Below are 24,764 nucleotides of genomic sequence, written 5' to 3'. Positions count from 1 at the left end.
ACGAATCATCATTTATGCGCCTTTAGTTAGTACTATCAGCTTTCCAAATTGTTAAAGAACAACACTTAACCGGCAAGCGGTGTGTTTCACTCTACTTCCGAAGAAGTTAACAAGTAATCTGTGTGAACACTCACATGCATTTCTGCACTTTAGGTATTGAGTTAGTCGTATAGGTAAGGAGGTGATCCAGCCCCAGGTTCCCCTAGGGCTACCTTGTTACGACTTCACCCCAGTCATGAACCACAAAGTGGTGAGCGTTCTCCCGAAGGTTAAACTACCCACTTCTTTTGCAGCCCACTCCCATGGTGTGACGGGCGGTGTGTACAAGGCCCGGGAACGTATTCACCGTGGCATTCTGATCCACGATTACTAGCGATTCCGACTTCACGGAGTCGAGTTGCAGACTCCGATCCGGACTACGACGTACTTTGTGAGATTAGCTCCACCTCGCGGCTTTGCAACCCTCTGTATACGCCATTGTAGCACGTGTGTAGCCCTACTCGTAAGGGCCATGATGACTTGACGTCGTCCCCACCTTCCTCCGGTTTATCACCGGCAGTCTCCCTAGAGTTCCCACCATTACGTGCTGGCAAATAAGGATAGGGGTTGCGCTCGTTGCGGGACTTAACCCAACATTTCACAACACGAGCTGACGACAGCCATGCAGCACCTGTCTCACAGTTCCCGAAGGCACAAGTCCATCTCTGGTCTCTTCTGTGGATGTCAAGAGTAGGTAAGGTTCTTCGCGTTGCATCGAATTAAACCACATGCTCCACCGCTTGTGCGGGCCCCCGTCAATTCATTTGAGTTTTAACCTTGCGGCCGTACTCCCCAGGCGGTCTACTTAATGCGTTAGCTTGGGAGCCCAGTGACTAAGTCACCAAACTCCGAGTAGACATCGTTTACGGCGTGGACTACCAGGGTATCTAATCCTGTTTGCTCCCCACGCTTTCGTGCATGAGCGTCAGTCTTTGTCCAGGGGGCCGCCTTCGCCACCGGTATTCCTCCAGATATCTACGCATTTCACCGCTACACCTGGAATTCTACCCCCCTCTACAAGACTCTAGTTCGCCAGTTCCAAATGCAATTCCCAGGTTGAGCCCGGGGATTTCACATCTGGCTTAACAAACCGCCTGCGCACGCTTTACGCCCAGTAATTCCGATTAACGCTCGGACCCTCCGTATTACCGCGGCTGCTGGCACGGAGTTAGCCGGTCCTTCTTCTGTAGGTAACGTCACAGTAATAGTTTATTAAACTATTACCTTTCCTCCCTACTGAAAGTGCTTTACAACCCGAAGGCCTTCTTCACACACGCGGCATGGCTGCATCAGGGTTTCCCCCATTGTGCAATATTCCCCACTGCTGCCTCCCGTAGGAGTCTGGGCCGTGTCTCAGTCCCAGTGTGGCTGATCATCCTCTCAGAACAGCTAGGGATCGTCGCCTTGGTGAGCCATTACCTCACCAACTAGCTAATCCCACCTAGGTTCATCCAATCGCGGAAGGCCCGAAGGTCCCCTCCTTTCCCCCGTAGGGCGTATGCGGTATTAGCAGTCGTTTCCAACTGTTATCCCCCTCGACTGGGCAGATCCCTAGGCATTACTCACCCGTCCGCCGCTCGTCACCTCAGGAGCAAGCTCCCTTGTGTTACCGCTCGACTTGCATGTGTTAGGCCTGCCGCCAGCGTTCAATCTGAGCCATGATCAAACTCTTCAATTAAAGTTTTTTTGAAACCCAAAGGTTTCGGCTCAATGAATTCTGATTTCATTAATTAGACTCGGAAGAATCTAAATAATGTTTGTACATATTACTATGAACACTCATCGTTGCATTGAGTTTAAATTTTTTGATTGCCAACATTCCGAAGAACAGAAGACAATTTCGAATAACTCAATACCTGTGAATGTCCACACAGATTTCTTGTTTAGATTGTTAAAGAACGTTGATATCAATTTTTCAGACATCACCATAAGACGCTAGGTCGTTGGCTTGGGGTGCGTATTTTACGCTTTCCCGTGTTGGCGTCAAGTGTTTTTTCAAACTTTCTTTTCGCCTTGAACTCAGTGTTTTGAAGCACTTAATTCAACCTGACTCAGTAACCGCTTGCGCTGTCTGCCGTGTCAGTGGATGCGCATTATAGGCACCACACGTTTTTGCGCAAGGCCTTTTTTAAGGTTATTTGTTATTTCTGGCTTGTTTGCGGATAATTTAGCCTGACCAGCTAGTTTTTAAGCATTATACTGTCACAAACCATGAATCTATAAGGATTGTTATGTCGACTAATATAAGAACTTACCAAGGAATACACCCTAATTTAGCTGATAACGTCTATGTTGACGAGTCTGCAGTGCTGGTTGGTGACATTAAATTAGATCATGACGCGAGTGTTTGGCCATTAGTTGCTGCGCGCGGTGACGTAAATAAGATACGTATAGGTAAACGCAGTAACGTGCAGGACGGCAGCATATTACATGTAAGCCGTAAGTCTTCGGCAAATCCTGATGGGCATCCATTGATTATTGGTGATGATGTCACTATTGGTCACAAAGCAATGCTCCATGGCTGCAAGATTGGTCATCGCGTACTTATCGGTATGGGTGCTATCTTACTTGATGGTGCAATAGTAGAAGATGATGTGATTGTGGGAGCCGGTTCATTAGTTCCTCCCAATAAAGTTTTGCAGAGTGGTTATTTATATGTTGGCAGTCCATGTAAACAAGTAAGGCCATTAACTGAAGCCGAACGTGCATTTTTACCACAGTCAGCGGATAATTATGTCTGTTTAAAAAATGAATACTTGGTCGACTTGCAACAGTAGAATTGCTTAACATAAATGAAATAGGCCAATATAATGTTGGCCTATTTCATTTAACGCCACTCCATAATAAATAATCTTACACATTCATCTAGAGTATTCACTGATAAACTCATAAGGTTTTATATAATGTATAGTGATTTAGGTATGTTGTATTATTTTGTCATTATTGAAATATGTGCAGACAATCTGAGTTAGGCTGCATTTTTTATTGTTTGACCTGAGGCACGACTATTACAATGTTTAATGCTAAACAGTACTACCGATTTTTTACCAAGGATGATAACCGTGCAAACTAAAGGTAGCATTAACAATAAACACATTGCCTATGTCAACGTTAAGAGTCACCTACTGCTACTTGCTGTGCCTTTATTATTGTTCGTCCTCATTTTCACATTCGCCATACCCGAGAATTCAATTCCCTATTTATATCTAATACTTATTTGCAGTGTTTATGCTTTGAGTTATGGCATTACGTATTACATACACAAACAAAATATTTTGCGGCTTTGGCAACATTTAGAGCATGTGATCCACATTAACGATACCACTTTTGAGTTGGTGAATTTATCTAGTCAATATGATTCTGAAAATGCTTTTTTAGACGCCCTATTACAAAAAGCGGTAAGTGCTATAGATGATGCTGAAATGGGCAGTATTATTCTGGTTGATAAAAAAACTAAAAGACTACAATTTGAGTCGGTAGTGGGCTTGGATATAAAGGCACTTCGAAAAATAAATTTTACTCTTGAGGAGACTTTTCAATTCAGAAAGACTCATGGCCGTTGTGATAAAGCTGTTGTTATTAACAATATGAAAAACATCAATGCTAAAAGTACCCTCACTAACGATGACCAACATGCACTTTTACATGCGTCAATAAAACCCATTTGTTCCACCTTGTCTAGCCCTATCCGTATTGACGGAGAGCTTTACGGAATGATGAATTTAGACAGTAGCAAGATGGAAGCCTTTGGTGACTATGATATAAATCTGGTTAATATTCTTACATCAGAAGCCGCAAACGCGATTTCACTGTACCAAAAGTCTAAAAAAATTGAGATTTTGGCTGATTATGACGGCTTAACCGAGCTGTATAATCGCAAAAAATTTGATGCAACGATTCTGCAATGGCAACATCACCCAGAGTTAGCAAGCTATATCATTATTTTGGATATGGATAACTTAAAGCCGCTAAATGATCAGCACGGACATCAGGCCGGGGACGATGCATTAAAGGCTTTTGCGCAATCACTAAAATCAATGTGGCATCCTCATTTTTTAGTCGCTAGATATGGCGGTGATGAATTTATTGCATTATGCCGTGGCCCCATCGATGTCTTAGAGCAGCAAGTAATACAATTGCAGCATGATCTAGCGCTGTTAAGCCCCGCAATTCATTTTAGCTACGGATTTGCTCAGTATGATCAAGATTGGGCTAACGCGTTTAAACAGGCAGATAATAATATGTATAGCCAAAAGCGACTGAAGAAACAACTGGATCAGCCTTAAGCTAGTATAATGTCACCACTGCAATTAAAAGCTTCTTGTTCGATCAATGCTTCTGCTTGGTCTTCAAGATCAAAACGACATTGCTCAAATAAACACACGACATTACTTCCACTGACAACTTGCTTGTCGCAAAGCTCACTGATGACCGAGAAACTGGCATAACAGTTGATATTTACGCCTTGTTGCTGAGCAATAAACTTCACTTGATTGGTTTCGGGATAGACTTGATCGGTAAATATTACGCTTTGATTCATTAATCTATTGCCTCTTGCGCTAATGATTCACGCAGTTTTCGCATAACCGAACCCGTATCAGGAGTAATCCCACGCCATAAACTAAAGCTTTTAGCCGCTTGACCAACCAACATACCTAAGCCATCAGCAGTTTTACGCGCATTTTGCGCTTGAGCCCATTGATTAAAAACAGTGGTTTGTTGGCTATAAGTCATGTCGTAACAATCTGTTGTTTCATCGACTATAACGCTAGGCAGGGCAATTAATTGTCCAGATAGACCTGCTGAAGTTGAGTTAATAACTAAATCAAATGGCGATATTAGCTCTTCAATGGGTTTAGCAAAAAAGTTACCGTACTCATTGAATAAGGTTTGAAGTTGCTCTGCTTTTTCGTGAGTCCGATTACAGATAATCAACTGAGCCACATTGTGCTGTAATATAGGTAAAATACAGCCTCTTGCCGCGCCACCAGCACCCACCAATAACACTCGCTTACCTTTTAGCGAACCAAACAGCATTTCAAGGTCATTCACCAAGCCAACACCATCGGTATTGTCACCGCCAATTTTACCGTAGGGTAAATTAAACAGGGTATTTACTGAACCAGCGAGTTTAGCCATTTCACTGAGTTCGTCACACATGGAAAATGCTTGTTCTTTAAAAGGTGCTGTAACATTGGCGCCTTTACCACCATCGGCAAAAAATGCCACTAACGAAGAGTCAAATTGATCGACAGGCGCGAGAATAGCTTCATAGCTTAAGTCTTGCTGAGTTTGCTTGGCAAACTCAGTATGTATAAATGGTGACTTACTTTGCGCTATCGGATTCCCAAATACAGCATATTTATCTGTCATTCGCTTTGTCTCTTCATTAACGATTTAGGAAAACATCCCACGTAAAGAGTGAGATGTTATCGGCTATATGCTTCAGGCATTGCTGTTTTTTGTAAATAGCGATCACGGAGCTTGTCTTGACGACTGTCAGTGCTTTGCTCCTCTCCTGCAATCCACATCTTTTGTACTTTACTACTGAACTCGAAAGGATCACCGCTCCATAACACTAAATCTGCTGGCTTACCGACCGCAATACGCCCGGAGTCTAAATGGAAAATATCAGCCACATTTGCCGTCACAGAAGCCAGAGCATCTTCATAGTTCATCCCGTTAGCAACCGCATTACCGGCACTAAAACGGAGTGCGTAAATACCATGGCTATCACCCGGTAAAGCAATGGCTACTTTGACACCCGCTTTTGCTAGTTTACCTGCATTTTCGAGTGAATTATGCAACGAATCAAAACTTTCTGGTAAGTTACGCATGCTATCAATAACCACAGGGATATTTGCTTGCGCGAGCTTATCCGCCACTAATACGGCATCAGCTGCATTGACCAAAACAAGGTCTATGCTCAAGTCTTGTTTAAGCTTAATTAAATGCAAAATATCACTGGCACGGTCTACTGCGATAATTAATGGTTTTTCACCCGCGAGTACCGCGTTAATAATATCATCTTCACGACTTGGTACATCACTATCATCGTCAGCTGTTTTTTTCGCTTTACTCTTTTTGGCTTGCGCTTTTTTAGCATCCTCAAGTTTATGGATCAATTGCTGCATTCCTGCAGCACGCGAGCCTTCTTCTATCGCACCTAATGCAACCACTAATCCGGTGTTAGCGGCCAGTATACTGTCCCAATCACCACTTAAATCTACAGTAAATGTTTGTCCGGCAAAAATGCCTTCGCCACCGCCAGATGACACTACATTACGAGTTATTCCGCCTTTGCGAGTAAATGGCACCGTGGATGCCTTGGGGTTGTAAGCTAAACTAGGATCAAAAATGACATCAGCTTCTTTTTCGTAAGCATCACGTGAAGAGGCTACCGCACCGATTTCTACTAACCCTAAATCATTCATACTCGCGATAAAGCCTGGAGTTAATATTGCCCCTTTAGCATCTATCACGGTATCGGCTGTCGGTGATGCCGGATTAATGGCTACAATAGTGCCGTCTTCAATCACAACTGTGGCATCTGTTAGTACGCCTTGTTCTGTGGCGGTATACACTGTGGCATGGATAATTGCTATGCTTTCAGCTTGAACCACACAACTCAATGCTAGGCCGACCGATAAACTTAAAGCAAGTGCAGATTTTTTAAATAGTGTCATTGTCTTGCTCCTTATTGTTGACCTAACATAAAGTCACTTTGTGCCTGGTAGGCAGGATCTTGGCGGTCATACACTTTTGCACCATCAATAAATACCTGTTCAGCTTGGGCGTATACGCTAAACGGGTTGGTATTCCATACAACCACATCTGCATTTTTACCCTTTTCGAGTGAACCGGTCTTATCGCTAATACCCAATGATTTTGCCGCATTAGCAGTAATCCAACCAATTACGTGCTCAGCTTTTAAGTCAAAGCCGTTATCATTCGCGTTATTCATGATTTTTGCCGTTTCTTGATTAAGGCGCTGAATGGTTACGCCAGAGTCTGAATGTACGACAGCACAAGAGTTTTTAACCGCATCGACCATGGCAACATTTTCAAGCACCATGTCATAAGCTTCTAATTTAAAGCCCCACCAATCTGGCCACATAGCTGCACAGTTACCATTTTCAGCCAATAAATCGGCAATTTTGTATGCTTCAACAGCATGATGGAATGTGCCAGCGTGATAACCGAACTCTTTACCTAGATCGATCATCATCGCCATTTCTTCAGCTTTGTAACAATGGTTATGAATTAAAATATCACCTTCAAGCACACCTTTAAGCGTGTCTTTCATTAAGTCGCGCTTAGGTGCTACAGGGTTCTTACCAGCGGCGTATTCAGCATCATATTTATCCCAAGCACGTTTGTATTCTGTGGCTTGAATAAATGCCGTGCGGTAGCCCGCCATATTACCCATACGTGTCATGGGTAATTCGTTACGGCTACCATATAAAGATTTAGGGTTTTCACCACAGGCCATTTTTAATCCATACGGCGCGGCAGGAAATTTCATCGCTTGCATGGTTGTCGCGGGGACATTTTTGAGCGTGACCCCACGACCACCAATAAGGTTAGCTGAGCCTGGTAAAATCTGTAGCGTGGTGATACCACCTTCTCGGGCACGGTTAAATCCAGGATCTTGCGGCCATACACTATGCTCAGCCCATACTTCAGCGGTTACCGGGCTAGTCATTTCATTGCCGTCATTGTGTGACTCGGCATTAGGGCTTGGATAAACCCCTAAGTGTGAATGCACATCAATGATACCTGGGGTAATCCATTTGCCTTTAGCGTCAACAACTACAGCACCTTCAGCGGAAAGCTGTTGACCTACAGCACTAATTTTGCCGTCTTTTATCAATACATCAGCATCATCAATACGCTCACCAGTACCGGTTAATACAATGGCATTTTTAAGCAGCGTGGTTGAATTAGGCAGTATTTGATAAGTACTTGGATACGGATTGGCATTGATTGTGATTTTTGGCTCTTGTTGTTCTGCTGGGCTACAACCTGCTATTGCAGTTGATAGCGCCACAGCTACCAAAGAAGGCATTAACTTTGCCATTGGGATCTCCTGTCTTATTTTGCGACCAATCTAACCAAGTTAACTGCCGAAATACAGCCTAATCGTTAAATAATTGGTATCAAAACGTTAACAATAAAATGATCCTGCCATGACATCGATTTCGTTATAATAACGCCGACACTCTTAAACACTGACTTAAACACTGACAATATGAACTGGTTACGTAAATTATTCACTAAGCCGCAAGCTGTTGATGACAGAGACACAGCGCAATCAAATGCCTACGACCTCATTGGTGGCGATAAGGTGATCCGCGCTATTGCCCATGACTTTTATCAACAGATGCAAACGCGCCCCGAAACCCAAGCGTTATTAGCGATACATCGCTCGCCAATGCAAGAGTCTGAACAAAAACTGTATGAGTACTTAAGTGGCTGGTTAGGAGGACCACAATTGTACCAACAAAAACATGGTCATCCGGCTTTACGCGCCAGGCACATGCCTTTTGCTATTGATGAATCGATGCGAGATCAATGGTTAATCTGTATGCGTGCAGCCATTCAAAACAACATAAAAAAGCCTGAACATCAACAAGTGATTATTCAGGCTATTTCTACACTAGCTGACACTATGCGTAATTGTTAGACCGCAGCCAACCAATCTTGTGGTTTTAAGTAGATGTCATACAGTTCAGCTTCTGCTGTCCCTTCTTCTGGGGTGAATGCATATTCCCAGCGAACCAATGGTGGCATCGACATTAAAATAGATTCAGTTCGGCCACCTGTTTGCAGGCCAAATAAAGTGCCACGATCATAAACCAAATTAAACTCAACATAGCGACCACGGCGATAAAGTTGGAACTGACGTTCATCATCGCCATATTCTAACTCTTTGTTGCGTTCAACTATCGGCGCATAAGCTTCAATAAAGCCGTTACCTACCGCTTGCATAAACTCAAAGCTTCGCTCAAAGCCAGGCTCGTTAAGATCATCAAAAAACAATCCACCAACACCACGGGTTTCATTGCGGTGCGGTAAGAAGAAGTACTCATCACACCATTTTTTATACTTGGGATAAACGTCTTCACCAAATGGATCGCAAATATCTTTAGCCGTTTGGTGCCAGCTAACGACATCTTCTTTGAAAGGATAATAAGGCGTTAAATCAAATCCACCACCAAACCACCATACCGGATCAGCACCTTCTTTACGGGCAATAAAAAAACGCACGTTAGCATGCGTGGTCGGAATAAACGGATTATTAGGGTGAATAACCAATGACACCCCCATAGCTTCAAAACTACGGCCAGCTAATTCAGGACGATGTGCCGTGGCCGATGCGGGCATAGCAGCGCCCATTACATGTGAGAAGTTAACACCGGCTTGCTCAAACACTTGGCCCTGAGTTAATACTCGACTAGTACCACCGCCACCTTCTTCACGTTCCCACGAATCCGCTTTAAACGTCGCTTTACCGTCGAGCAGCTCTAAACGCTGACAAATATTTTGCTGTAATCCCAACAAAAACGATTTTACTTGTTGTGCGTCTGGCACATGGGAAGAGGTGTTTGACATAGTATTAGCTTCCATTACGAAGAATTTGACCACTGCGAGCATCGATAATGGTTGAAGGCTGACGTTGTTCGCCCAGCTTACCTAAAATCAATGCATCAATTTTATCGCTAAAATCAGTGATGATATGTTGTGCATCGACCACCGGTTGCTCACCGGCCAAATTGGCACTTGTCGATACTAGGGGTTTATTGAGGGTGTCGCATAGCTCTCGAACTACTGGGTGAGCAGATACCCTTACGGCAATTGAATCAAACTCGCCGCACAATAATTTTGATACGTGTGACTGAATAGGCATAACAAACGTAAATGGCCCAGGCCACTTTGATTGAGCAAACTGTAGTTGTTGCTCAGTTAATTGAGTGATATCAAGATAAGGTAATAGTTGCTCAAATGAACTGGCCACCAAAATTAAGCCTTTTTGCCAAGGACGTTGTTTTACTACCAACAGTTTCTCGATAGCACTATCATTATCAGGATCACATCCTAAACCAAATACAGCTTCTGTTGGGTAAGCTATCACGCCACCTTGTTGTATTGTGGTGGCGACAGCCGATGGCTGCAGTTGCAACATTGAATTTCCTTCCATCAAATTAGTGATATAAAAAGTTATAAAGCACGCTTATATTTACAGGATTTTTGCGGACACTCGACTCGGCTACCAGCCGCACCTTTACGCTCGACTAAAATGCCGAAGCCACACTCTGGGCATGCTTCATTATGTGGAGGGTAGTTTACGATAAACTTGCATTTTGGGTAGGCACTACATGCAAAAAAAGTTTTGCCATACCGGCTAGTACGAGACTCTAGATGGCCTTTTTTACACAGTGGGCAAGTTATCTGCTCAGCTTCGTTGGCGTGGTCATGTTTTTCAATGTGGGTACATTCAGGATAATGCGTACAGCCGATAAAAATACCAAATCGACCAGACTTAACAGCCAACTCATTACCACATTTAGGGCATTCAGAACCGCTAATAATTTGGGTTTCAATCGACTCATGCTGCACTAGCGGACGGGCATAATCGCAGGTTGGATAGTTATTACAGCCCACAAAACTGCCATGTTTACTGTGTTTAACCGACAACTCAGCACCACAAACAGGACAAAGTTCAAACTCTTTCTCCAATGCATGTTCGTGGACAGTAAAAAGTTGCTGATCAATTTTCGACATGGGTTTCTCTGTGAGTAATATTCTATAGACCTAAAAAAGGAGGCTAAGCCTCCTTTCTGTTATGAGTGTAAGCGCCCCTCTGGCTGCTCGAAGATTAAATCTTCCATTTGCTCATAGGCTGACTCATTTCCTGGCACATTAAATAGTACCATTAATACCACCCATTTGAGATCTTCTAACTCTAATGTTGGCTCATCTAACTCCATAACACGGTCAATAACCATTTCACGAGTTTCGACACTGAGTACTTGAATCTGTTCTAAAAAAAGTAAAAAACCACGACACTCAACATCTAATTTGGCCATTTCCGCTTTAGTATAAATACGGAATGAATGTTGTGCATGATTACACAAGTACGGTTTATCACTCTCTTGTAGATCAGCTAAGTGCTCTAACCAAGAAAGTGCTTTGATAATATCAACTTGATGAAAACCCGCACGGGTTAACTCTTTAGTGAGTTCATCTTCATCAACTAATAATTCAATCTCACTATGAACATAATTTTCAAATAAATACATGAGGATATCGAACATGGCTAACTCCTCTTTAGTCTGACGTAACCACCGGGCACAGCTGCAACCCACCCTTGTAATTCAAGTTCAAGCATTTGTATTAACACCAGATCTATCGGTTTCCCACTATCCTCAACTACCGAATCTATCGCGGTAGTTTCATATCCTACACTAGCTAACAGCGGAGGAAATGGCAAATCACTAACATCATTATCCTGTATATGGTGCCGTAGATGCAATTGTTCAAGGTGATAATCTGATAAACAGCCTAATTCTTCTATTATATCGGCAGCAGACTCGACAAGTTTTGCACCATTTTTAATTAAATCATGACAACCTTGGCTATATCCTCCTAACACGGAGCCTGGTACAGCAAACACTTCACGATTTTGCTCCATTGCCAGCCTAGCACTGATTAATGAACCACTTTTACGGCTTGCTTCTACTACCACGGTACCCAGACTTAAGCCACTGACAATCCGGTTACGCCGAGGAAAGTTACCAGCAAAAGGCCCTATACTTGGCCAGTATTCACTGATTACGCAACCGGTATTAATAATGTCATGATACAAGTGTTGATGACGCTTAGGATAAATACACTCTACCCCACAACCCAACACCGCCATGGTCGTTCCATCAACCGCCAAAGTCGCTTTATGGGCTGCACCATCAATACCCGTCGCCATGCCACTAGTGATCGAAAAACCTTGATTAGCTAAATGACCAGCGAGATCTGCTGCCATATCTAAGCCGCCTCGAGAGGCATTACGGCTACCAACAATCGCAATACTCGGTAATAAAAGGGATTCTATCGAGCCTTTAATAAATAATACCTGAGGTGGATCTGATATTTGCGCAAGTAATGGAGGGTAAAGAGGATCAGAGAGGGTCACAATGTAGTGATTAGGTTGCGAATCGAGCCAAGTTAGGGCTTGCTCTACTTTATTAAAGTCGATATGGCATTTAGCCAACAGGCTTGCCGATAAAGGCAAGGCCTGTGGTTCAAACTCTAGACGTTGACGAATCTCTTCAACGTCCATTTGAGTTAACAATTGTTGAATCCGAGCAGGTCCTAGCCCAGATACTGCACAAACAACTAGCCAGTCGACCAGTTTATCTGAAATTATTCACCTTTAATTGTCAATGGATTTGGTTTTGTTAATTTATCACCCACTCTAACTGGATGGTCATTAAACATAATCAGCCCTAAACTGGTTTTATCAAACACTTTAAAAACCATTAAATTACCATGAAAAACATCGGGCATTTTATATGCGGTATCTTCTGAAAAATTAGCCAGTACTTTATCGTAAGATGAACGGTCAAGAGGGCGAACAGGATTACCATCATTATCAATAATAATGCTTTCGCCATCACGGAACATTGAAAAAACATGTCCAGTCTCAACGCCGTCATTGGCACCACGATCAATATAGACAACGTCTAACTTACCCGCTTCGCGAATATGACCAATAGTACCGATAATAGAAGTAGCAACACTTAACTCTGCCGCTTTAGGAATAAAATAAGCAGACATTAACGCTTCATCTTCTACAGGTGCAACATGAAAGCCACCTTTGGTTTCACGTAAACTGCTCAGTAATTCAACTTTTGATATATCGCCAGACTCAATAACACGTCCACTCGAAGTTAAAATAAGTTCTTGGCCTAATAATTCACCGCTATCTGGAGCAAAAAACTCACGTCCAGTTTGATAAATTGCCACTTTAAGACCTTGCTCAAGCTTCGCATTCACATATACAACGTCATTGACCACATGATGAATTGATGGACTTTCACCACTCATGACAATCGGCAATCCTGCTAACCAAGTAGGATCGACCACTCTATTCTGCACTAAATAGGGCTTAATTAACGCAAGGTCAACAGGAGGAATTGGACCATCTTTGGATATCACACGTCCTTCTGGACTCTTTTTAATGTGCTGCTTAACAACCAAACGGGGCTGACCATCAATAAAGACTAATGTCAGTCGATCACCAGGATAAATTAAATGTGGGTTAGCAATTTGTGGATTGCTCCCCCACAATTTAGGCCAACGCCATGGGTCATTTAAAAAATAACCAGAAATATCCCACAGAGTATCGCCCTTTTTGACGATATACGTATCTGGGTGTCCAGCTTTCAAGGTTAATGTATCAGCATTGACCCAATAAGAATTTAGACATAAAAAAGCAAGTAAAAGTAGGCGTTTCATGGTGCAGTCCATGTTGTTTAGCTCTTTATTAGAGCTTTTTGCTGTTATTGATAGGCTGTAAGGATTAAAATTACCCTAATCGCAATGGCCAGTATAGCTAACTGGCTGAAATTTGACAGACTTGCTAAGAGTTTATATATGCCATTACTTAATGTTTTACGCTTTCCAGACGAACGTTTACGCACTATCGCTCAACCTGTAACGGATTTCGGTCCACAATTACAGACACAAATAGATAACATGCTCGAAACCATGTACCTAGAGAAAGGTATCGGTTTAGCTGCTACTCAAGTGGATTTTCATCAACAATTGATTGTGATGGATCTACAAGATGAGGTTGAACGGCCAACTATTTTTATTAATCCTCAAATAGTGGCTAGCAGTGGTGACTTGGCTAATGAAGAAGGTTGCCTATCGGTACCCGGTATTTATGCCAAAGTTGACCGTGCAGAATTTGTCACCTTAAAAGCGCTAGATCGTCACGGTAAAGAATTTATCGTTGAAGCAGATGAGTTGTTTGCTATTTGTATTCAACACGAGATGGATCACCTTAAAGGTAAACTATTTGTCGATTATTTATCGCCTCTAAAACGTCAACGCATTAAAACTAAGCTTGAAAAAGAAGCTCGTTTAGATGCTAGAGAAGCATAGGAAAAAATTTGAAACCGTTAAAAATTATCTTTGCCGGTACTCCGGATTTCGCAGCTCGACACTTACAAGCACTCATCGACTCTGAACACGATGTGATTGCGACTTATACTCAACCAGATAGGCCTGCTGGTCGAGGTAAGAAACTCACCGCAAGCCCAGTAAAAGCTTTGGCTTTAGAGCATGCTATTCCGGTATTTCAGCCTGCATCATTACGTAATGAAGAGGCACAAGCGGAATTAGCTGCTCTTAATGCAGATATTATGATTGTTGTGGCTTACGGGTTGATTCTGCCAAAGGTAGTGCTTGATACCCCGCGTTTAGGTTGTATCAATGTGCACGGCTCAATTTTACCTCGCTGGCGTGGAGCCGCTCCAATACAGCGGGCTTTATGGGCAGGTGATACAGAAACAGGTGTCACCATTATGCAGATGGATATTGGCCTAGATACTGGCGACATGCTGCTCAAAACGCACTTACCGATAGAGGCTACGGATACCTCGGCTAGCCTTTATGAAAAGCTAGCAGAACAAGGGCCAAAAGCCTTAGTACAAGCACTGATTGGTTTAAGTGATGGTAGCCTCAAAGCACAAAAGCAAGATGAAACTCTGGCTAACTACGCTGAAAAATTGTCCAAAGAAGAAGCTCGTCTTGATTGGAATAAAAGCGCAAAACAGTTGTGGCAAGACATTCGCGCCTTCAATCCATGGCCAGTAAGTTATTTTGAACACCAACAAAGCGTGATTAAAGTGTGGCAAGCAGATTACAGCGCAGAACTCTGCTCGCAAGCGCCAGGAACCATTATTGCAGCGACCAAGCAAGGTATTGAAATTGCTACCGCAGAAGGCAAGTTAATGATTAAAACCATGCAACTGCCCAACAAAAAGCCGCTTGATGTGGCCGACATTCTTAATGCTCGTGGTGATTGGTTTACCGCAGGTGTGTGTTTAAACCAAGAGGCTAACTAGCATGAATGTTCGCGCACTAGCAGCTAAAGCGATTTATGAAGTCCTTGAAAAAGGAATTTCGTTATCGGTGGCTCTACCCGATCAACAGCAACACTTACAAAATGGCAAAGACAAAGCCTTATTAGCTGAATTATGTTACGGCGTTATGCGTCAATTACCGCAACTAGACAAGTGTGTAAGTGACTGCTTAGCGAAACCGTTTAAAGGTAAACAGCGTATATTGCATCAACTGCTGATAGTAGGTTGTTACCAACTTTACTTTACCCGTATCCCAGCGCATGCGGCGATTTCAGAAACGGCAGAAGCTTGCAGACAATTACGTTTTGATGGCTTGGTGAAAGTGGTCAATGGCGTATTGCGTAATATTCAGCGTCAAGATAGCGAATTAAATACTGACTCAGACACGCTACGCTTTAATACTCCAGCTTGGTTTATTAAGCATTTACAACAAGCGTATCCAGATAACTGGCAAGACATTATTGAGCAGAGCCACCAGCGTCCGCCAATGTGGCTACGTAATAATCAGCAATCACAGACATGTGATGCTTATTTAGCGGCACTAGCCCAACATGATATTTCAGCCCAAGCCGGTTCAAGCCCAAATGCTATATTGCTCGAAAGCGCAAAAGATGTCGCTGCATTACCCGACTTTATGGAAGGCGCAGCATCGGTCCAAGATGGTGCGGCACAATGGGCTGCAACCTTACTCGCACCAACAGCAGATGAACTTGTTTTAGACGCCTGCGCCGCGCCTGGTGGCAAAAGTTGCCATTTACTAGAGCTTGCTCCCACTATCAATTTAGTCGCTGTCGACTTTGATCAAAAACGCCTTGCTCGGGTACAACAAAATCTGGACAGGTTGCATTTAAAAGCGCAACTTATTCACGGCGATGCGGCAGATATTCCATCATGGTGGCAAGGACAACAATTTGATCGAATCTTGCTTGATGCACCTTGTTCTGCAACTGGGGTAATTCGCCGTCATCCAGACATAAAATGGTTACGTAAAAATAGCGATATTGAAGAGTTAGCCAACCTACAAAAACAGATATTGGATCATTGTTGGCAATGGCTTAAACCGGGTGGCACTTTATTATATGCAACCTGCTCTATTTTACCGCAGGAAAACAGCCAACAAGTTGAACAGTTTCTAGCACGGACAGCCGATGCGAGTTTAGTACCGATAGAGCAACAAGCTCATATCAGTGATATCGGTTGGCAAATTTTGCCAGGACAAGACAATATGGACGGCTTTTATTACGCGCGCCTAGTTAAAGCAATTTAAGGATGTACCTCAAGCCATGAAAATTATTATTTTAGGGGCTGGGCAAGTAGGCGGCACGTTAGCTGAAAACTTAGTCGGTGAAAATAACGACATCACACTCGTCGACAGTGATCGCGCTCGGCTAAGGCTATTACAAGACAAGTTTGACCTACGTGTTGTTGTCGGTCATGGCGCTCATCCGAGTGTATTAAAAGAAGCTGGTGCAGAAGATGCTGACATGCTCATTGCGGTAACCAATAGCGATGAATGTAACATGGCAGCTTGTCAAATTGCTTACAGCTTATTTGGTACACCAACTAAAATTGCTCGTATTCGCTCAGAAGCTTATTTAGAACTTCAAGATAAACTGTTTATCAATAGTGAAATTAAAAGCGGTGACGCTAAGCCACGTGGCGGTTTTATTATTGATGAGCTGATTGCACCTGAGCAGTTAGTGACCGCTTACATACAAAGATTAGTAGAATACCCAGGTGCACTTCAAGTACTTGAATTTGCTAAAGGTAAGCTAAGTCTTGTTGCGGTTAAAGCTTATTATGGCGGCCCATTAGTGGGTAACGCATTAGCCACATTACGTGAGCACATGCCCAATATTGATACCCGCGTAGCCGCTATTTTTAGGCAAGGCCGGCCTATCATGCCGCGCGGCACGACCATTATTGAAGCCGATGATGAGGTATTTTTCGTCGCCGATAGTCGTCATATTCGTGCAGTAATGAGTGAGATGCAAAAACTGGATAATTCGTACCGCAATATCATGATTGCGGGTGGCGGTAATATTGGTTTTGGTCTTGCGCAAAAGTTGCAACGTACTCATTCGGTTAAGTTAATTGAACACCGTCAAGAACGCGCGGAGTTACTTTCAGAAAAACTGGAAAAAACCACCGTGTTTTGTGGCGATGCTTCAGACCAAGAATTGCTGTTGGAAGAAAATATCGATCAAACCGATGTGTTTATCGCTGTCACCAATGATGACGAAGCCAATATTATGTCTGCCCTACTTGCTAAACGCATGGGGGCGAAAAAGGTCATGGTACTTATTCAACGTGAAGCCTATGTTGATATTGTGCAAGAAGCTAACATTGATATAGCCATATCTCCTCAGCAAGCCACCATTTCAGCGTTACTGACTCATATTCGCCAAGGTGATATATGTAATGTTTACTCATTACGCCGTGGTGCAGCAGAAGCCATTGAAGCGATTGCCCATGGAGACTCAAGCACGTCAAAAGTTGTCGGCAAACAGATTGGCAACATCAAACTACCGCCAGGCACAACTATTGGTGCCATTGTACGTAATGATGAAGTGTTAATGGGCCATGACAAAACGGTAATCGAACAGGGTGACCATGTTATTTTATTCTTAGTGAATAAGAAGTTCATCGGTGACGTAGAGAAACTGTTTCAACCAAGTGCTTTTTTCTTTTAAGTTCTTATGTTTAACGTCAAACAAATCATTTTCATCCTCGGTATTTTTCTCTCAATACTGACAGGATTTATGTTAGTTCCAATGGCTTTCGCACTATTTTATGGCGAAGAAACCATCGGTGACTTTATGCTGTCCGGTTTATTTACCGGCTTTATTGCTATTTTGTGCATTCAAAATGGTCGCAACCATCATTTTAGTCTTAACATTCGCGATATGTTTATGTTGACCAGTATCACTTGGTTTGTCGTGAGCTTATTCGCCGCACTGCCCTTCACGCTTTATCACGGTATTAATTATACTGACGCTTTTTTTGAAACGATGTCAGGCATAACCACTACCGGTTCAACAGTATTATCCGGTTTAGACAGTATGGACCATAGTATCTTAGTCTGGCGTTCATTATTGCAATGGCTTGGCGGCATTGGTTTCATTGTAATGGCCGTGGCAATCCTGCCGTTTTTGAACGTGGGGGGAATGCGCTTATTTAGAACTGAATCATCAGACTGGAGCGACAAAACGATTCCTCGCACCCAGCACATGGCCAAACATTTATTTCTGATCTATGTCGCCTTAACACTACTGTGCACATTGTCCTATCACCTTGCTGGCATGCATTGGTTTGAAGCTATCAACCATGCCATGACCACATTATCAACAGGTGGATATTCCACTTCAGACAGCTCAATGGCGGCCTTTTCACACGAGGCACATTGGGTTGGTATTGTGTTTATGTTAGCGGGTGGATTACCGTTACTAATGTTTGTTCAAACCATACAACAACGCAGCTTACGCTTATGGAATGATCAACAAGTAAAAGGCTTTTTACGCTTTGTGTTACTGGTGTCATTCTCATTAGCCTTTTGGCTGTGGCAACACCAGCAAATAGACTTTATGGATGCTTTAAGACTCGCAAGCTTCAATGTTATTTCGGTCATCACGACAACCGGTTACGGACTAACCGATTATCAATCGTGGGGATCTGTTGCCAGTGTCGCATTTCTGTTTTTAATGTTTATAGGCAGTTGTTCAGGCTCAACATCTGGTGGCATAAAAATATTTCGTTTTCAAATAGCATTCTCAATTATGCGTCAGCAGATTAAACAGCAATTCCACCCAAATGGAGTCTTTAAAGACAAATACAATGGCCACCGGATTCAAGATGATATTGTCCGTTCAATAATGGCGTTTTTTATGCTGATGATCGTAGTGATATTATTACTGTCAATCACACTCGTACTGACCGGATTAGATCCGATGACTAGCTTTACCGGAGCAATAACCGCAGTGGCAAACGTAGGACCAGGCCTTGGTCCGATTATTGGTCCTGCAGGAAACTTTGCCCCACTTCCCGACGTCGCTAAGTGGGCTTTAGCAATAGGAATGTTATTAGGGCGTTTAGAAATACTGACTGTCGCAGTGTTGTTTCATCCTAAATTTTGGCGTTTTTAATATAGGCTGAATTATCGTCTTAAGATGCGGCTGGGTGGATGGTTAACCTGTCACTGATGAGCCTTAGTTAACCATCTGTTGGGTATAATCACTACGCAGGTACGACTGTCGCTAACTTGGCAATATGATCAGCATAAACCTTCACATCATTCCAATCGGTATAATCAATAATTGCTGTTGGGTCGGTGGGGCCATCGGTCATTTTCATGATAAGGCGGATCATCAAGCTGTCATACCAAGGCCAAGAAGGATAATCGACTTTACCGGCAATAATTTTCACATCTTGCGGTTGCCACGCTGACAAGGTTAAAAACTTCTGTAAATATTTATTGTTTTCAGGAATGCGCTTTTCAGGATTACGAGCCACAACATTGACGCAAAAAAAACTATTTGGCAGTTGCGATAAATGCTGTTGATTTTCACGCACGAACTCAAACACCGATTTATGATACGAGCCATATAATACACAAGCCCCTAACGCAACTGCTTGGTATTTGGCCCATTCAATTGGCGCTTTATCTTGAAGATTAACGACATCACAATGATCGCCTTTAGATTGAATTTGTTCTGATATTGCACGGCTAATATGTGCCGTATGGCCACCTCGGGAATAATATAACACTAAAATATTGGCCATTTTTCGATTCTCATTATTGGATTATTTGCCTCAGTTTGGCAAAAAAAGCCTTTTTAAACCTCTGCAATGATCACAAATTAGAAATAGCTCATATATTTAATAGTTAAAATTGAGATCTCCATGATGCAGAAGTATGATAATGAACAAAATACAGAAAACCCAAACCAGATCGTAATTTAAGGTTATATAAGGACACTCATGAAGCAAGATATCGATGTTGCAACCATGCTTAATAATGCAGAAACGGCAGCACAATGGCTAAAAGCCATTGCGAATCCTTACCGCTTAATGATTTTATGTTTATTGTTAGAACAAGAATTAAGTGTCACTGAATTAAATGAGACCGTGCCACTGAGCCAATCAGCTTTGTCACAGCATTTAGCGGTACTGCGTACCCAAGATTTGGTCAACACTCGTAAGAGCTCACAAGTGGTTTACTACACGCTTAAAAATGAGCAAGTCACCGAAGTGATCTCGATACTACATCGACGCTATTGTGCCTAACAACTGTTTGACTGAACAACTACTGTGACTAAACAACATTAAGATTTAAACAACTTAGATACTTAAGTCACATAGAGTAAACGGCGTTTTCAATAAGGCATATTGGGCACGCTATTGTGTATGAATTATTTTTGCGCTGCTATTTGTTTAGCGTAGTCATCTACTTTGCCCCAGTCAGTAAACTCAAACGTACCCTGAGTATCTGTCGGCCCCTTGGTCATCCACATGATAAATCGGATCATAAACTTATCGAAAAATCGGTAACGAGGGTAGTCAATTTTACCGGCAAAAACACCTAATAACTGAGGTTTCCAGGCTGATAAATTTGAAAACTTCTGCATATATGGATTAGTTTCAGGGGTGTTTTTTTCAGGCTTTCTTGCCACAACGTTTACGCTAAAAAAACTATTGTGCTTAGTGTCTAGTAGGACTTTGTGTTGCTCAACAAACTTGAATAATTCAGGTCGATGTTTGCCATATCGAATACTGGCACCAATCACCACTTTATCAACACTAGCTAAATCATCAGCCTCAACCTCAGCTAGGTTAACCACGCTAACTTGCTCACCCTGCTCAACTAATATTTGCTTAATTTTCTGACAAATTGCCAGTGTTTGCCCATCGACCGTTGAATATAAAATTACAGTATTTAACATTAATTCTTCCAAAATGTGGGGGTAAATAGCACCAATAAGGTGAACACTTCTAATCGGCCAAATAGCATTGCCATCACCAGTACCCACTTAGCACCGTCTGAAATACTGGAATAATTTGATGCTACATCACCCAAACCAGGGCCTAAGTTATTTAAACTGGCTGCCGTTGCACTAAATGCAGTAATGGCGTCCATATCCATTGCCATTAAAATCACCATACACACCACAAACACTAAAGCATAAGCAGAGAAGAATCCCCATACCGCATCAATAATTCTGTCGGGTAAGGCCGTCGAGCCAATTCTAATGGAATACATAGCTTTAGGATGAACAAGTCGTTTCAGCTCACGCGACCCTTGTAGCACCAATAGAATTAAACGAATCACCTTCATGCCGCCGCCAGTCGAGCCAGCACAACCACCAATAAAGCTTGAGAATATTAATAGAATAGGTAAAAACAACGGCCAGGAATGGAAGCTTTCAGTGCCAAAACCCGCCGTTGTTGAAATCGAGACTACTTGAAAGAAGGCGTAATCGAGTGTTTTCTCTGGGGAGTCGTAAATTCCAGATTGATACAAGGTAGCAAAACAAATTGCGGTCAATACCAGCTGCACCGCAATAAGCACCTTAAATTCTGCATCTTTTAAATATACTTTGACGTTAATGCCACGGCGAGTAAATGCAGCAAAGTGTAAGCTAAAATTGACTGCCGCAATCAACAAGAAAAACGCACAAATCACGTTAATCAACGGGCTTTGAAAGTAACCAATACTGGCATCGTGAGTCGAAAAACCACCAATAGCAATAGTCGAAAATGAATGGCAAATAGCATCAAATGCATCCATACCGGCAAAGTAAAATGCCAATGCACAAGCGGTAGTAAGCAAGAAGTAAATATACCATAAGGCTTTGGCTGTTTCGGCTATACGGGGAGTAACCTTAGTGTCTTTAACCGGACCAGGCACTTCAGCTTTATACAGCTGCATACCACCAATACCCAACAGAGGTAAAATGGCCACAGCAAGTACGATGATACCCATGCCGCCCATCCACTGCAGTAAATGGCGATAGAACAATATTGACTTAGGCAAGTCATCTAGCCCAACAATCACGGTCGCTCCCGTGGTCGTTAAGGCCGAAAACGATTCAAAAAAACTGTCGGTCCAGCTTAAATCGGGGTTATTAGAAAAAATAAATGGCAGTGCCCCTATCGATCCAAGCACAGTCCAGAACAACACTACAATCAAGAATCCTTCTCGGGTGCGTAAATCGCCTTTTTGATGGCGGTTGGGATACCATAATAAAAAGCCCAGAAAAATACTGACAAAAAAGGCCTGAATAAATGCAGTACCACCACCATCTTTATATAAGATAGCCACTAATGCTGACGGCAGCATGGTGATTGAAAATAATCCCATCAGCAAACCGGTGATTCTAATAATTGTTTTATATTGCATTAAGGGTTCTGTTTAAGTTGTGCTGCATCGAATTTAACAATTGAGTGACATTTTGGCATAAGTTCGTCATAGCTCAAACTGTAAACTTTACTTGAAGCTGGCCCTGCGTCTGGGTAGCTAATGCTTGATTAAAAGCCTGATGGTGCGATTTAGCCAGTTCAAAATGTATTTCTACTTTGTCGGTAAACTCTTTATCCATTACCACGCCATCATATTGAGCAACAAAATACTCAACATCGGTGAGTTGAGCATAATGGCATACCAAGCGTGCAGGATACCTTAGATGCTTAACCTGAGTCTGTATTTGCGTTAATCCTTGCTTTATACCTGAGGTATAAGCACGTACTAAACCGCCCACACCCAACTTAGTACCACCAAAATAACGCACAACAATAACCCCTAGCTCACCAATTTTTGCGCCTTGTAAGCATGCGAGCATGGGTTTGCCAGCACTACCTGACGGTTCGCCATCATCGCTAGCGCCCATATCAATGGTATTTTCTGGGCTGCCGGCTACAAATGCATAGCAATAATGGTTGGCTCCTGGATATTGTTGCTTTACGTCAGTAAGCGCTAACTTCATATTATTAGGATGTGGGCAATGAAATAACAAAGAGATAAAGCGGCTATGCTTTATCTCTTCTTCTATCAGTACGTTAGCTTGTGGTATTAAATATGACTCAATCAACTAGACCAAACTCTCTCGTCATATTTTCTACTCGGTCTTGATGCACAATGACGTTATCTTCAATGCGAATGCCTCCAAATGGACGCATCTCATCAACCGTAGTCCAATTAATAGCTTGCTTAGCGGTAGCAGATAACTGATTAAGTAAGGTATCGATAATATAAAGGCCTGGCTCAATAGTCAGTACCTGATTAGCGGCTAATACTCTTGTACAGCGTAAAAAAGGATGCGCCTCAGGTGCAGCAATATGGGTTCCGCGCTCATCGTGGGAATAACCGCCCATATCATGAACTTGTAACCCCAACATATGCCCTAACCCATGCGGGAAAAAGGCACTCGTTACGCCTTGGGCAACTAACTGTTCAGCAGTGCCATTAGCCAAGCCAAAATCAATCAGTAACTGACCTATATAATGGTGTGTCGCGATGTGCAGATCGACGTATTTAACCCCTGGCTTCATCTGCTCAATAATGGCTAATTGCACTTTATCCAAGGCGACGATTAATTCGTAAAAACGATTTTTCTCGAATGAGTAAGTACGGGTAATATCTGCGGCATAGCCATGATAACTGGCCCCAGCATCAATCAAAAAAGATAAACGCTGCGCAGGCTTAACATGTTCTAAAGCGGTGTAATGTAAAATAGCGGCATTTTGATTTAATGCCACGATATTGCCGTAAGGCACTTCATTTTCGCCTTGGCCAATTTCGAGCAAATAACGTTGCTGAATTTCAAACTCACTGGCACCATCATAAAACGCATTTTTGGCAGCCAAATGTCCTTTTACCGCAATTTGGTTCGCTCGGCGCATGCACTCAAGTTCATACTGAGTTTTGTCTGCACGATGATAATGTAGATAGTTCATTACTGCATCAGGGTTACGAGCCGCAAAGCCCAATACATCAGCCACATCTAAGTGTTCACCAATATACGCCCACGAGGCTAAGTCTTTAGGTAAAAAATCAGCAATTCGATCTGGCTTGGTCAGTAATTGAATATCGAAATGCTCAGTCCAGAAGGCTTGCGGTACATCATTCACCTTATGCCAAAAATCAACTGGGCGATAAAACACTAAAGTAGGCTTATCTTGACCATTAGCGATAACCCAACAATTTGGCGTATCTAAAATAGGTAACCACGCTTTAAATTGCGGGTTCACTTTAAAGGGATAGTTAAGGTCATCTAAAAACTGTCGATGAGGTTGTCCCGAGTGAATCACTAAACCCGAAAGATTTTCACGCTGACAAATTTCGCCTACTCGGCGATTTAATTCCGCCATGTGCGCATGATACAGATGTGCTAACTGATCCATTGACTATCCCTTTGCATGAGTTTTAACCCAATAAGTCTATCACAAACAGAAAAAGACCTCGCTAGATGATAAAAAATTAAACGGCCGTTTAAATTGGGTGTTGTAATTTATCTCATTTAGTCGCACACTGAGAATTAGCTGGTCAATAGATGGCCGAAACTGCTGTGATTCAAGCTTGAT

At 42.6% G+C, this 24,764-nt stretch carries 24 protein-coding genes and 1 rRNA gene; 9 read left to right on the top strand and 16 right to left on the bottom strand.

Annotation, left to right across the window (positions count from 1 at the left end):
* Positions 1-174: 174 nt before the first annotated feature.
* Positions 175-1,717: ribosomal RNA gene (locus tag SFRI_RS00190) — 16S ribosomal RNA — on the bottom strand.
* A gap of 553 nt (positions 1,718-2,270) precedes the next feature.
* Here SFRI_RS00190 and SFRI_RS00185 point away from each other — a divergent pair.
* Together SFRI_RS00185 and SFRI_RS00180 are read left to right on the top strand one after the other, a co-directional pair.
* On the top strand, positions 2,271-2,816 hold the full coding sequence (locus SFRI_RS00185) for a gamma carbonic anhydrase family protein (protein WP_011635529.1): 546 nt from the start codon (positions 2,271-2,273) through the stop codon (positions 2,814-2,816).
* Positions 2,817-3,101: 285 nt separating this feature from the next.
* Positions 3,102-4,325, top strand: a complete 1,224-nt coding sequence (locus tag SFRI_RS00180; RefSeq protein ID WP_011635528.1) for a sensor domain-containing diguanylate cyclase — start codon at positions 3,102-3,104, stop codon at positions 4,323-4,325.
* On the opposite strand, the gene SFRI_RS00175 is transcribed toward SFRI_RS00180, so the two are convergent.
* The 4 genes from SFRI_RS00175 to SFRI_RS00160 are packed head-to-tail and all read right to left on the bottom strand — an operon-like array spanning position 4,322 to position 8,119.
* On the bottom strand, positions 4,322-4,579 hold the full coding sequence (locus tag SFRI_RS00175; protein WP_011635527.1) for a DUF1488 family protein: 258 nt from the start codon (positions 4,577-4,579) through the stop codon (positions 4,322-4,324). The genes SFRI_RS00180 and SFRI_RS00175 overlap by 4 nt on opposite strands.
* The gene (gene aroE, locus SFRI_RS00170) at positions 4,579-5,412 is read right to left on the bottom strand and encodes a shikimate dehydrogenase (RefSeq protein ID WP_011635526.1); all 834 of its coding nucleotides are present in this window, start codon (positions 5,410-5,412) and stop codon (positions 4,579-4,581) included. Before aroE ends, SFRI_RS00175 begins: the two co-directional genes overlap by 1 nt.
* A 56-nt stretch (positions 5,413-5,468) precedes the next feature.
* Positions 5,469-6,725, bottom strand: coding sequence for an amidohydrolase family protein (locus SFRI_RS00165; RefSeq protein WP_011635525.1), 1,257 nt, complete (start codon positions 6,723-6,725; stop codon positions 5,469-5,471).
* 11 nt (positions 6,726-6,736) lie between these two features.
* Positions 6,737-8,119: an amidohydrolase gene (locus tag SFRI_RS00160; protein ID WP_011635524.1), complete on the bottom strand. Its 1,383-nt coding sequence runs from the start codon at positions 8,117-8,119 to the stop codon at positions 6,737-6,739.
* A 171-nt stretch (positions 8,120-8,290) separates the two neighbouring features.
* On the opposite strand from SFRI_RS00160, the gene SFRI_RS00155 reads away from it, so the two are divergent.
* Entirely contained in the window at positions 8,291-8,725 is a 435-nt protein-coding gene (locus SFRI_RS00155) for a group II truncated hemoglobin (RefSeq protein ID WP_011635523.1), read from the top strand.
* On the opposite strand, the gene hemF is transcribed toward SFRI_RS00155, so the two are convergent.
* From hemF to SFRI_RS00125, 6 genes are all read right to left on the bottom strand, one after another.
* Positions 8,722-9,654: an oxygen-dependent coproporphyrinogen oxidase gene (gene hemF, locus SFRI_RS00150; RefSeq protein WP_011635522.1), complete on the bottom strand. Its 933-nt coding sequence runs from the start codon at positions 9,652-9,654 to the stop codon at positions 8,722-8,724. The two genes, SFRI_RS00155 and hemF, sit on opposite strands and share 4 nt — an antisense overlap.
* Before the next feature lie 4 nt (positions 9,655-9,658).
* On the bottom strand, positions 9,659-10,225 hold the full coding sequence (tsaC, locus tag SFRI_RS00145) for an L-threonylcarbamoyladenylate synthase type 1 TsaC (protein ID WP_011635521.1): 567 nt from the start codon (positions 10,223-10,225) through the stop codon (positions 9,659-9,661).
* 35 nt (positions 10,226-10,260) lie between these two features.
* A complete protein-coding gene (locus tag SFRI_RS00140; protein ID WP_011635520.1) occupies positions 10,261-10,824 on the bottom strand; it encodes a DNA topoisomerase family protein in 564 nt (187 codons plus the stop codon).
* Positions 10,825-10,883: 59 nt separating this feature from the next.
* Positions 10,884-11,357 (bottom strand): DUF494 family protein, encoded by a 474-nt coding sequence (locus SFRI_RS00135; RefSeq protein WP_011635519.1) that lies wholly within the window; start codon positions 11,355-11,357, stop codon positions 10,884-10,886.
* 2 nt (positions 11,358-11,359) lie between these two features.
* Entirely contained in the window at positions 11,360-12,388 is a 1,029-nt protein-coding gene (gene dprA, locus SFRI_RS00130) for a DNA-processing protein DprA (RefSeq protein WP_459117402.1), read from the bottom strand.
* A gap of 71 nt (positions 12,389-12,459) precedes the next feature.
* Positions 12,460-13,566: a LysM peptidoglycan-binding domain-containing protein gene (locus SFRI_RS00125; protein ID WP_011635517.1), complete on the bottom strand. Its 1,107-nt coding sequence runs from the start codon at positions 13,564-13,566 to the stop codon at positions 12,460-12,462.
* A 126-nt stretch (positions 13,567-13,692) separates the two neighbouring features.
* On the opposite strand from SFRI_RS00125, the gene def reads away from it, so the two are divergent.
* The 5 genes from def to SFRI_RS00100 are packed head-to-tail and all read left to right on the top strand — an operon-like array spanning position 13,693 to position 19,330.
* Entirely contained in the window at positions 13,693-14,205 is a 513-nt protein-coding gene (def, locus tag SFRI_RS00120; RefSeq protein ID WP_041413263.1) for a peptide deformylase, read from the top strand.
* Positions 14,206-14,213: 8 nt separating this feature from the next.
* Positions 14,214-15,170, top strand: a complete 957-nt coding sequence (gene fmt, locus SFRI_RS00115; RefSeq protein ID WP_011635515.1) for a methionyl-tRNA formyltransferase — start codon at positions 14,214-14,216, stop codon at positions 15,168-15,170.
* Position 15,171: 1 nt separating this feature from the next.
* Positions 15,172-16,455 (top strand): 16S rRNA (cytosine(967)-C(5))-methyltransferase RsmB, encoded by a 1,284-nt coding sequence (gene rsmB, locus SFRI_RS00110; protein ID WP_011635514.1) that lies wholly within the window; start codon positions 15,172-15,174, stop codon positions 16,453-16,455.
* 16 nt (positions 16,456-16,471) lie between these two features.
* A complete protein-coding gene (trkA, locus tag SFRI_RS00105) occupies positions 16,472-17,881 on the top strand; it encodes a Trk system potassium transporter TrkA (RefSeq protein WP_011635513.1) in 1,410 nt (469 codons plus the stop codon).
* A gap of 6 nt (positions 17,882-17,887) precedes the next feature.
* Positions 17,888-19,330 (top strand): TrkH family potassium uptake protein, encoded by a 1,443-nt coding sequence (locus SFRI_RS00100; RefSeq protein WP_011635512.1) that lies wholly within the window; start codon positions 17,888-17,890, stop codon positions 19,328-19,330.
* Between the two features lie 91 nt (positions 19,331-19,421).
* Here the strand turns inward: SFRI_RS00100 and hemG (SFRI_RS00095) are convergent, their stop codons facing one another.
* Positions 19,422-19,967: a menaquinone-dependent protoporphyrinogen IX dehydrogenase gene (gene hemG, locus SFRI_RS00095; protein WP_011635511.1), complete on the bottom strand. Its 546-nt coding sequence runs from the start codon at positions 19,965-19,967 to the stop codon at positions 19,422-19,424.
* Positions 19,968-20,165: 198 nt separating this feature from the next.
* Between hemG (SFRI_RS00095) and SFRI_RS00090 the strand changes: the two genes are divergently transcribed.
* Positions 20,166-20,471: an ArsR/SmtB family transcription factor gene (locus SFRI_RS00090; protein WP_011635510.1), complete on the top strand. Its 306-nt coding sequence runs from the start codon at positions 20,166-20,168 to the stop codon at positions 20,469-20,471.
* A gap of 125 nt (positions 20,472-20,596) precedes the next feature.
* Here SFRI_RS00090 and hemG (SFRI_RS00085) read toward each other — a convergent pair whose 3' ends face one another.
* The 4 genes from hemG (SFRI_RS00085) to pepQ form a co-directional block, all read right to left on the bottom strand.
* On the bottom strand, positions 20,597-21,127 hold the full coding sequence (gene hemG, locus SFRI_RS00085) for a menaquinone-dependent protoporphyrinogen IX dehydrogenase (RefSeq protein WP_011635509.1): 531 nt from the start codon (positions 21,125-21,127) through the stop codon (positions 20,597-20,599).
* Positions 21,127-22,584 carry a TrkH family potassium uptake protein gene (locus SFRI_RS00080; protein WP_011635508.1) on the bottom strand — a complete coding sequence of 486 codons (1,458 nt, stop codon included), beginning with the start codon at positions 22,582-22,584 and terminating at the stop codon, positions 21,127-21,129. Before SFRI_RS00080 ends, hemG (SFRI_RS00085) begins: the two co-directional genes overlap by 1 nt.
* Before the next feature lie 73 nt (positions 22,585-22,657).
* Positions 22,658-23,272, bottom strand: coding sequence for a YigZ family protein (locus tag SFRI_RS00075; protein ID WP_011635507.1), 615 nt, complete (start codon positions 23,270-23,272; stop codon positions 22,658-22,660).
* Positions 23,265-24,584 carry a Xaa-Pro dipeptidase gene (gene pepQ, locus SFRI_RS00070; RefSeq protein ID WP_011635506.1) on the bottom strand — a complete coding sequence of 440 codons (1,320 nt, stop codon included), beginning with the start codon at positions 24,582-24,584 and terminating at the stop codon, positions 23,265-23,267. The genes SFRI_RS00075 and pepQ overlap by 8 nt, the downstream gene beginning before the upstream one ends.
* Positions 24,585-24,764 lie beyond the last annotated feature (180 nt).

Source organism: Shewanella frigidimarina NCIMB 400, from assembly GCF_000014705.1.
Lineage (GTDB): Bacteria > Pseudomonadota > Gammaproteobacteria > Enterobacterales > Shewanellaceae > Shewanella > Shewanella frigidimarina.
Note: the sequence above shows the minus strand (reverse complement) of the source record. Positions and strands in the feature narration are given on the sequence as shown.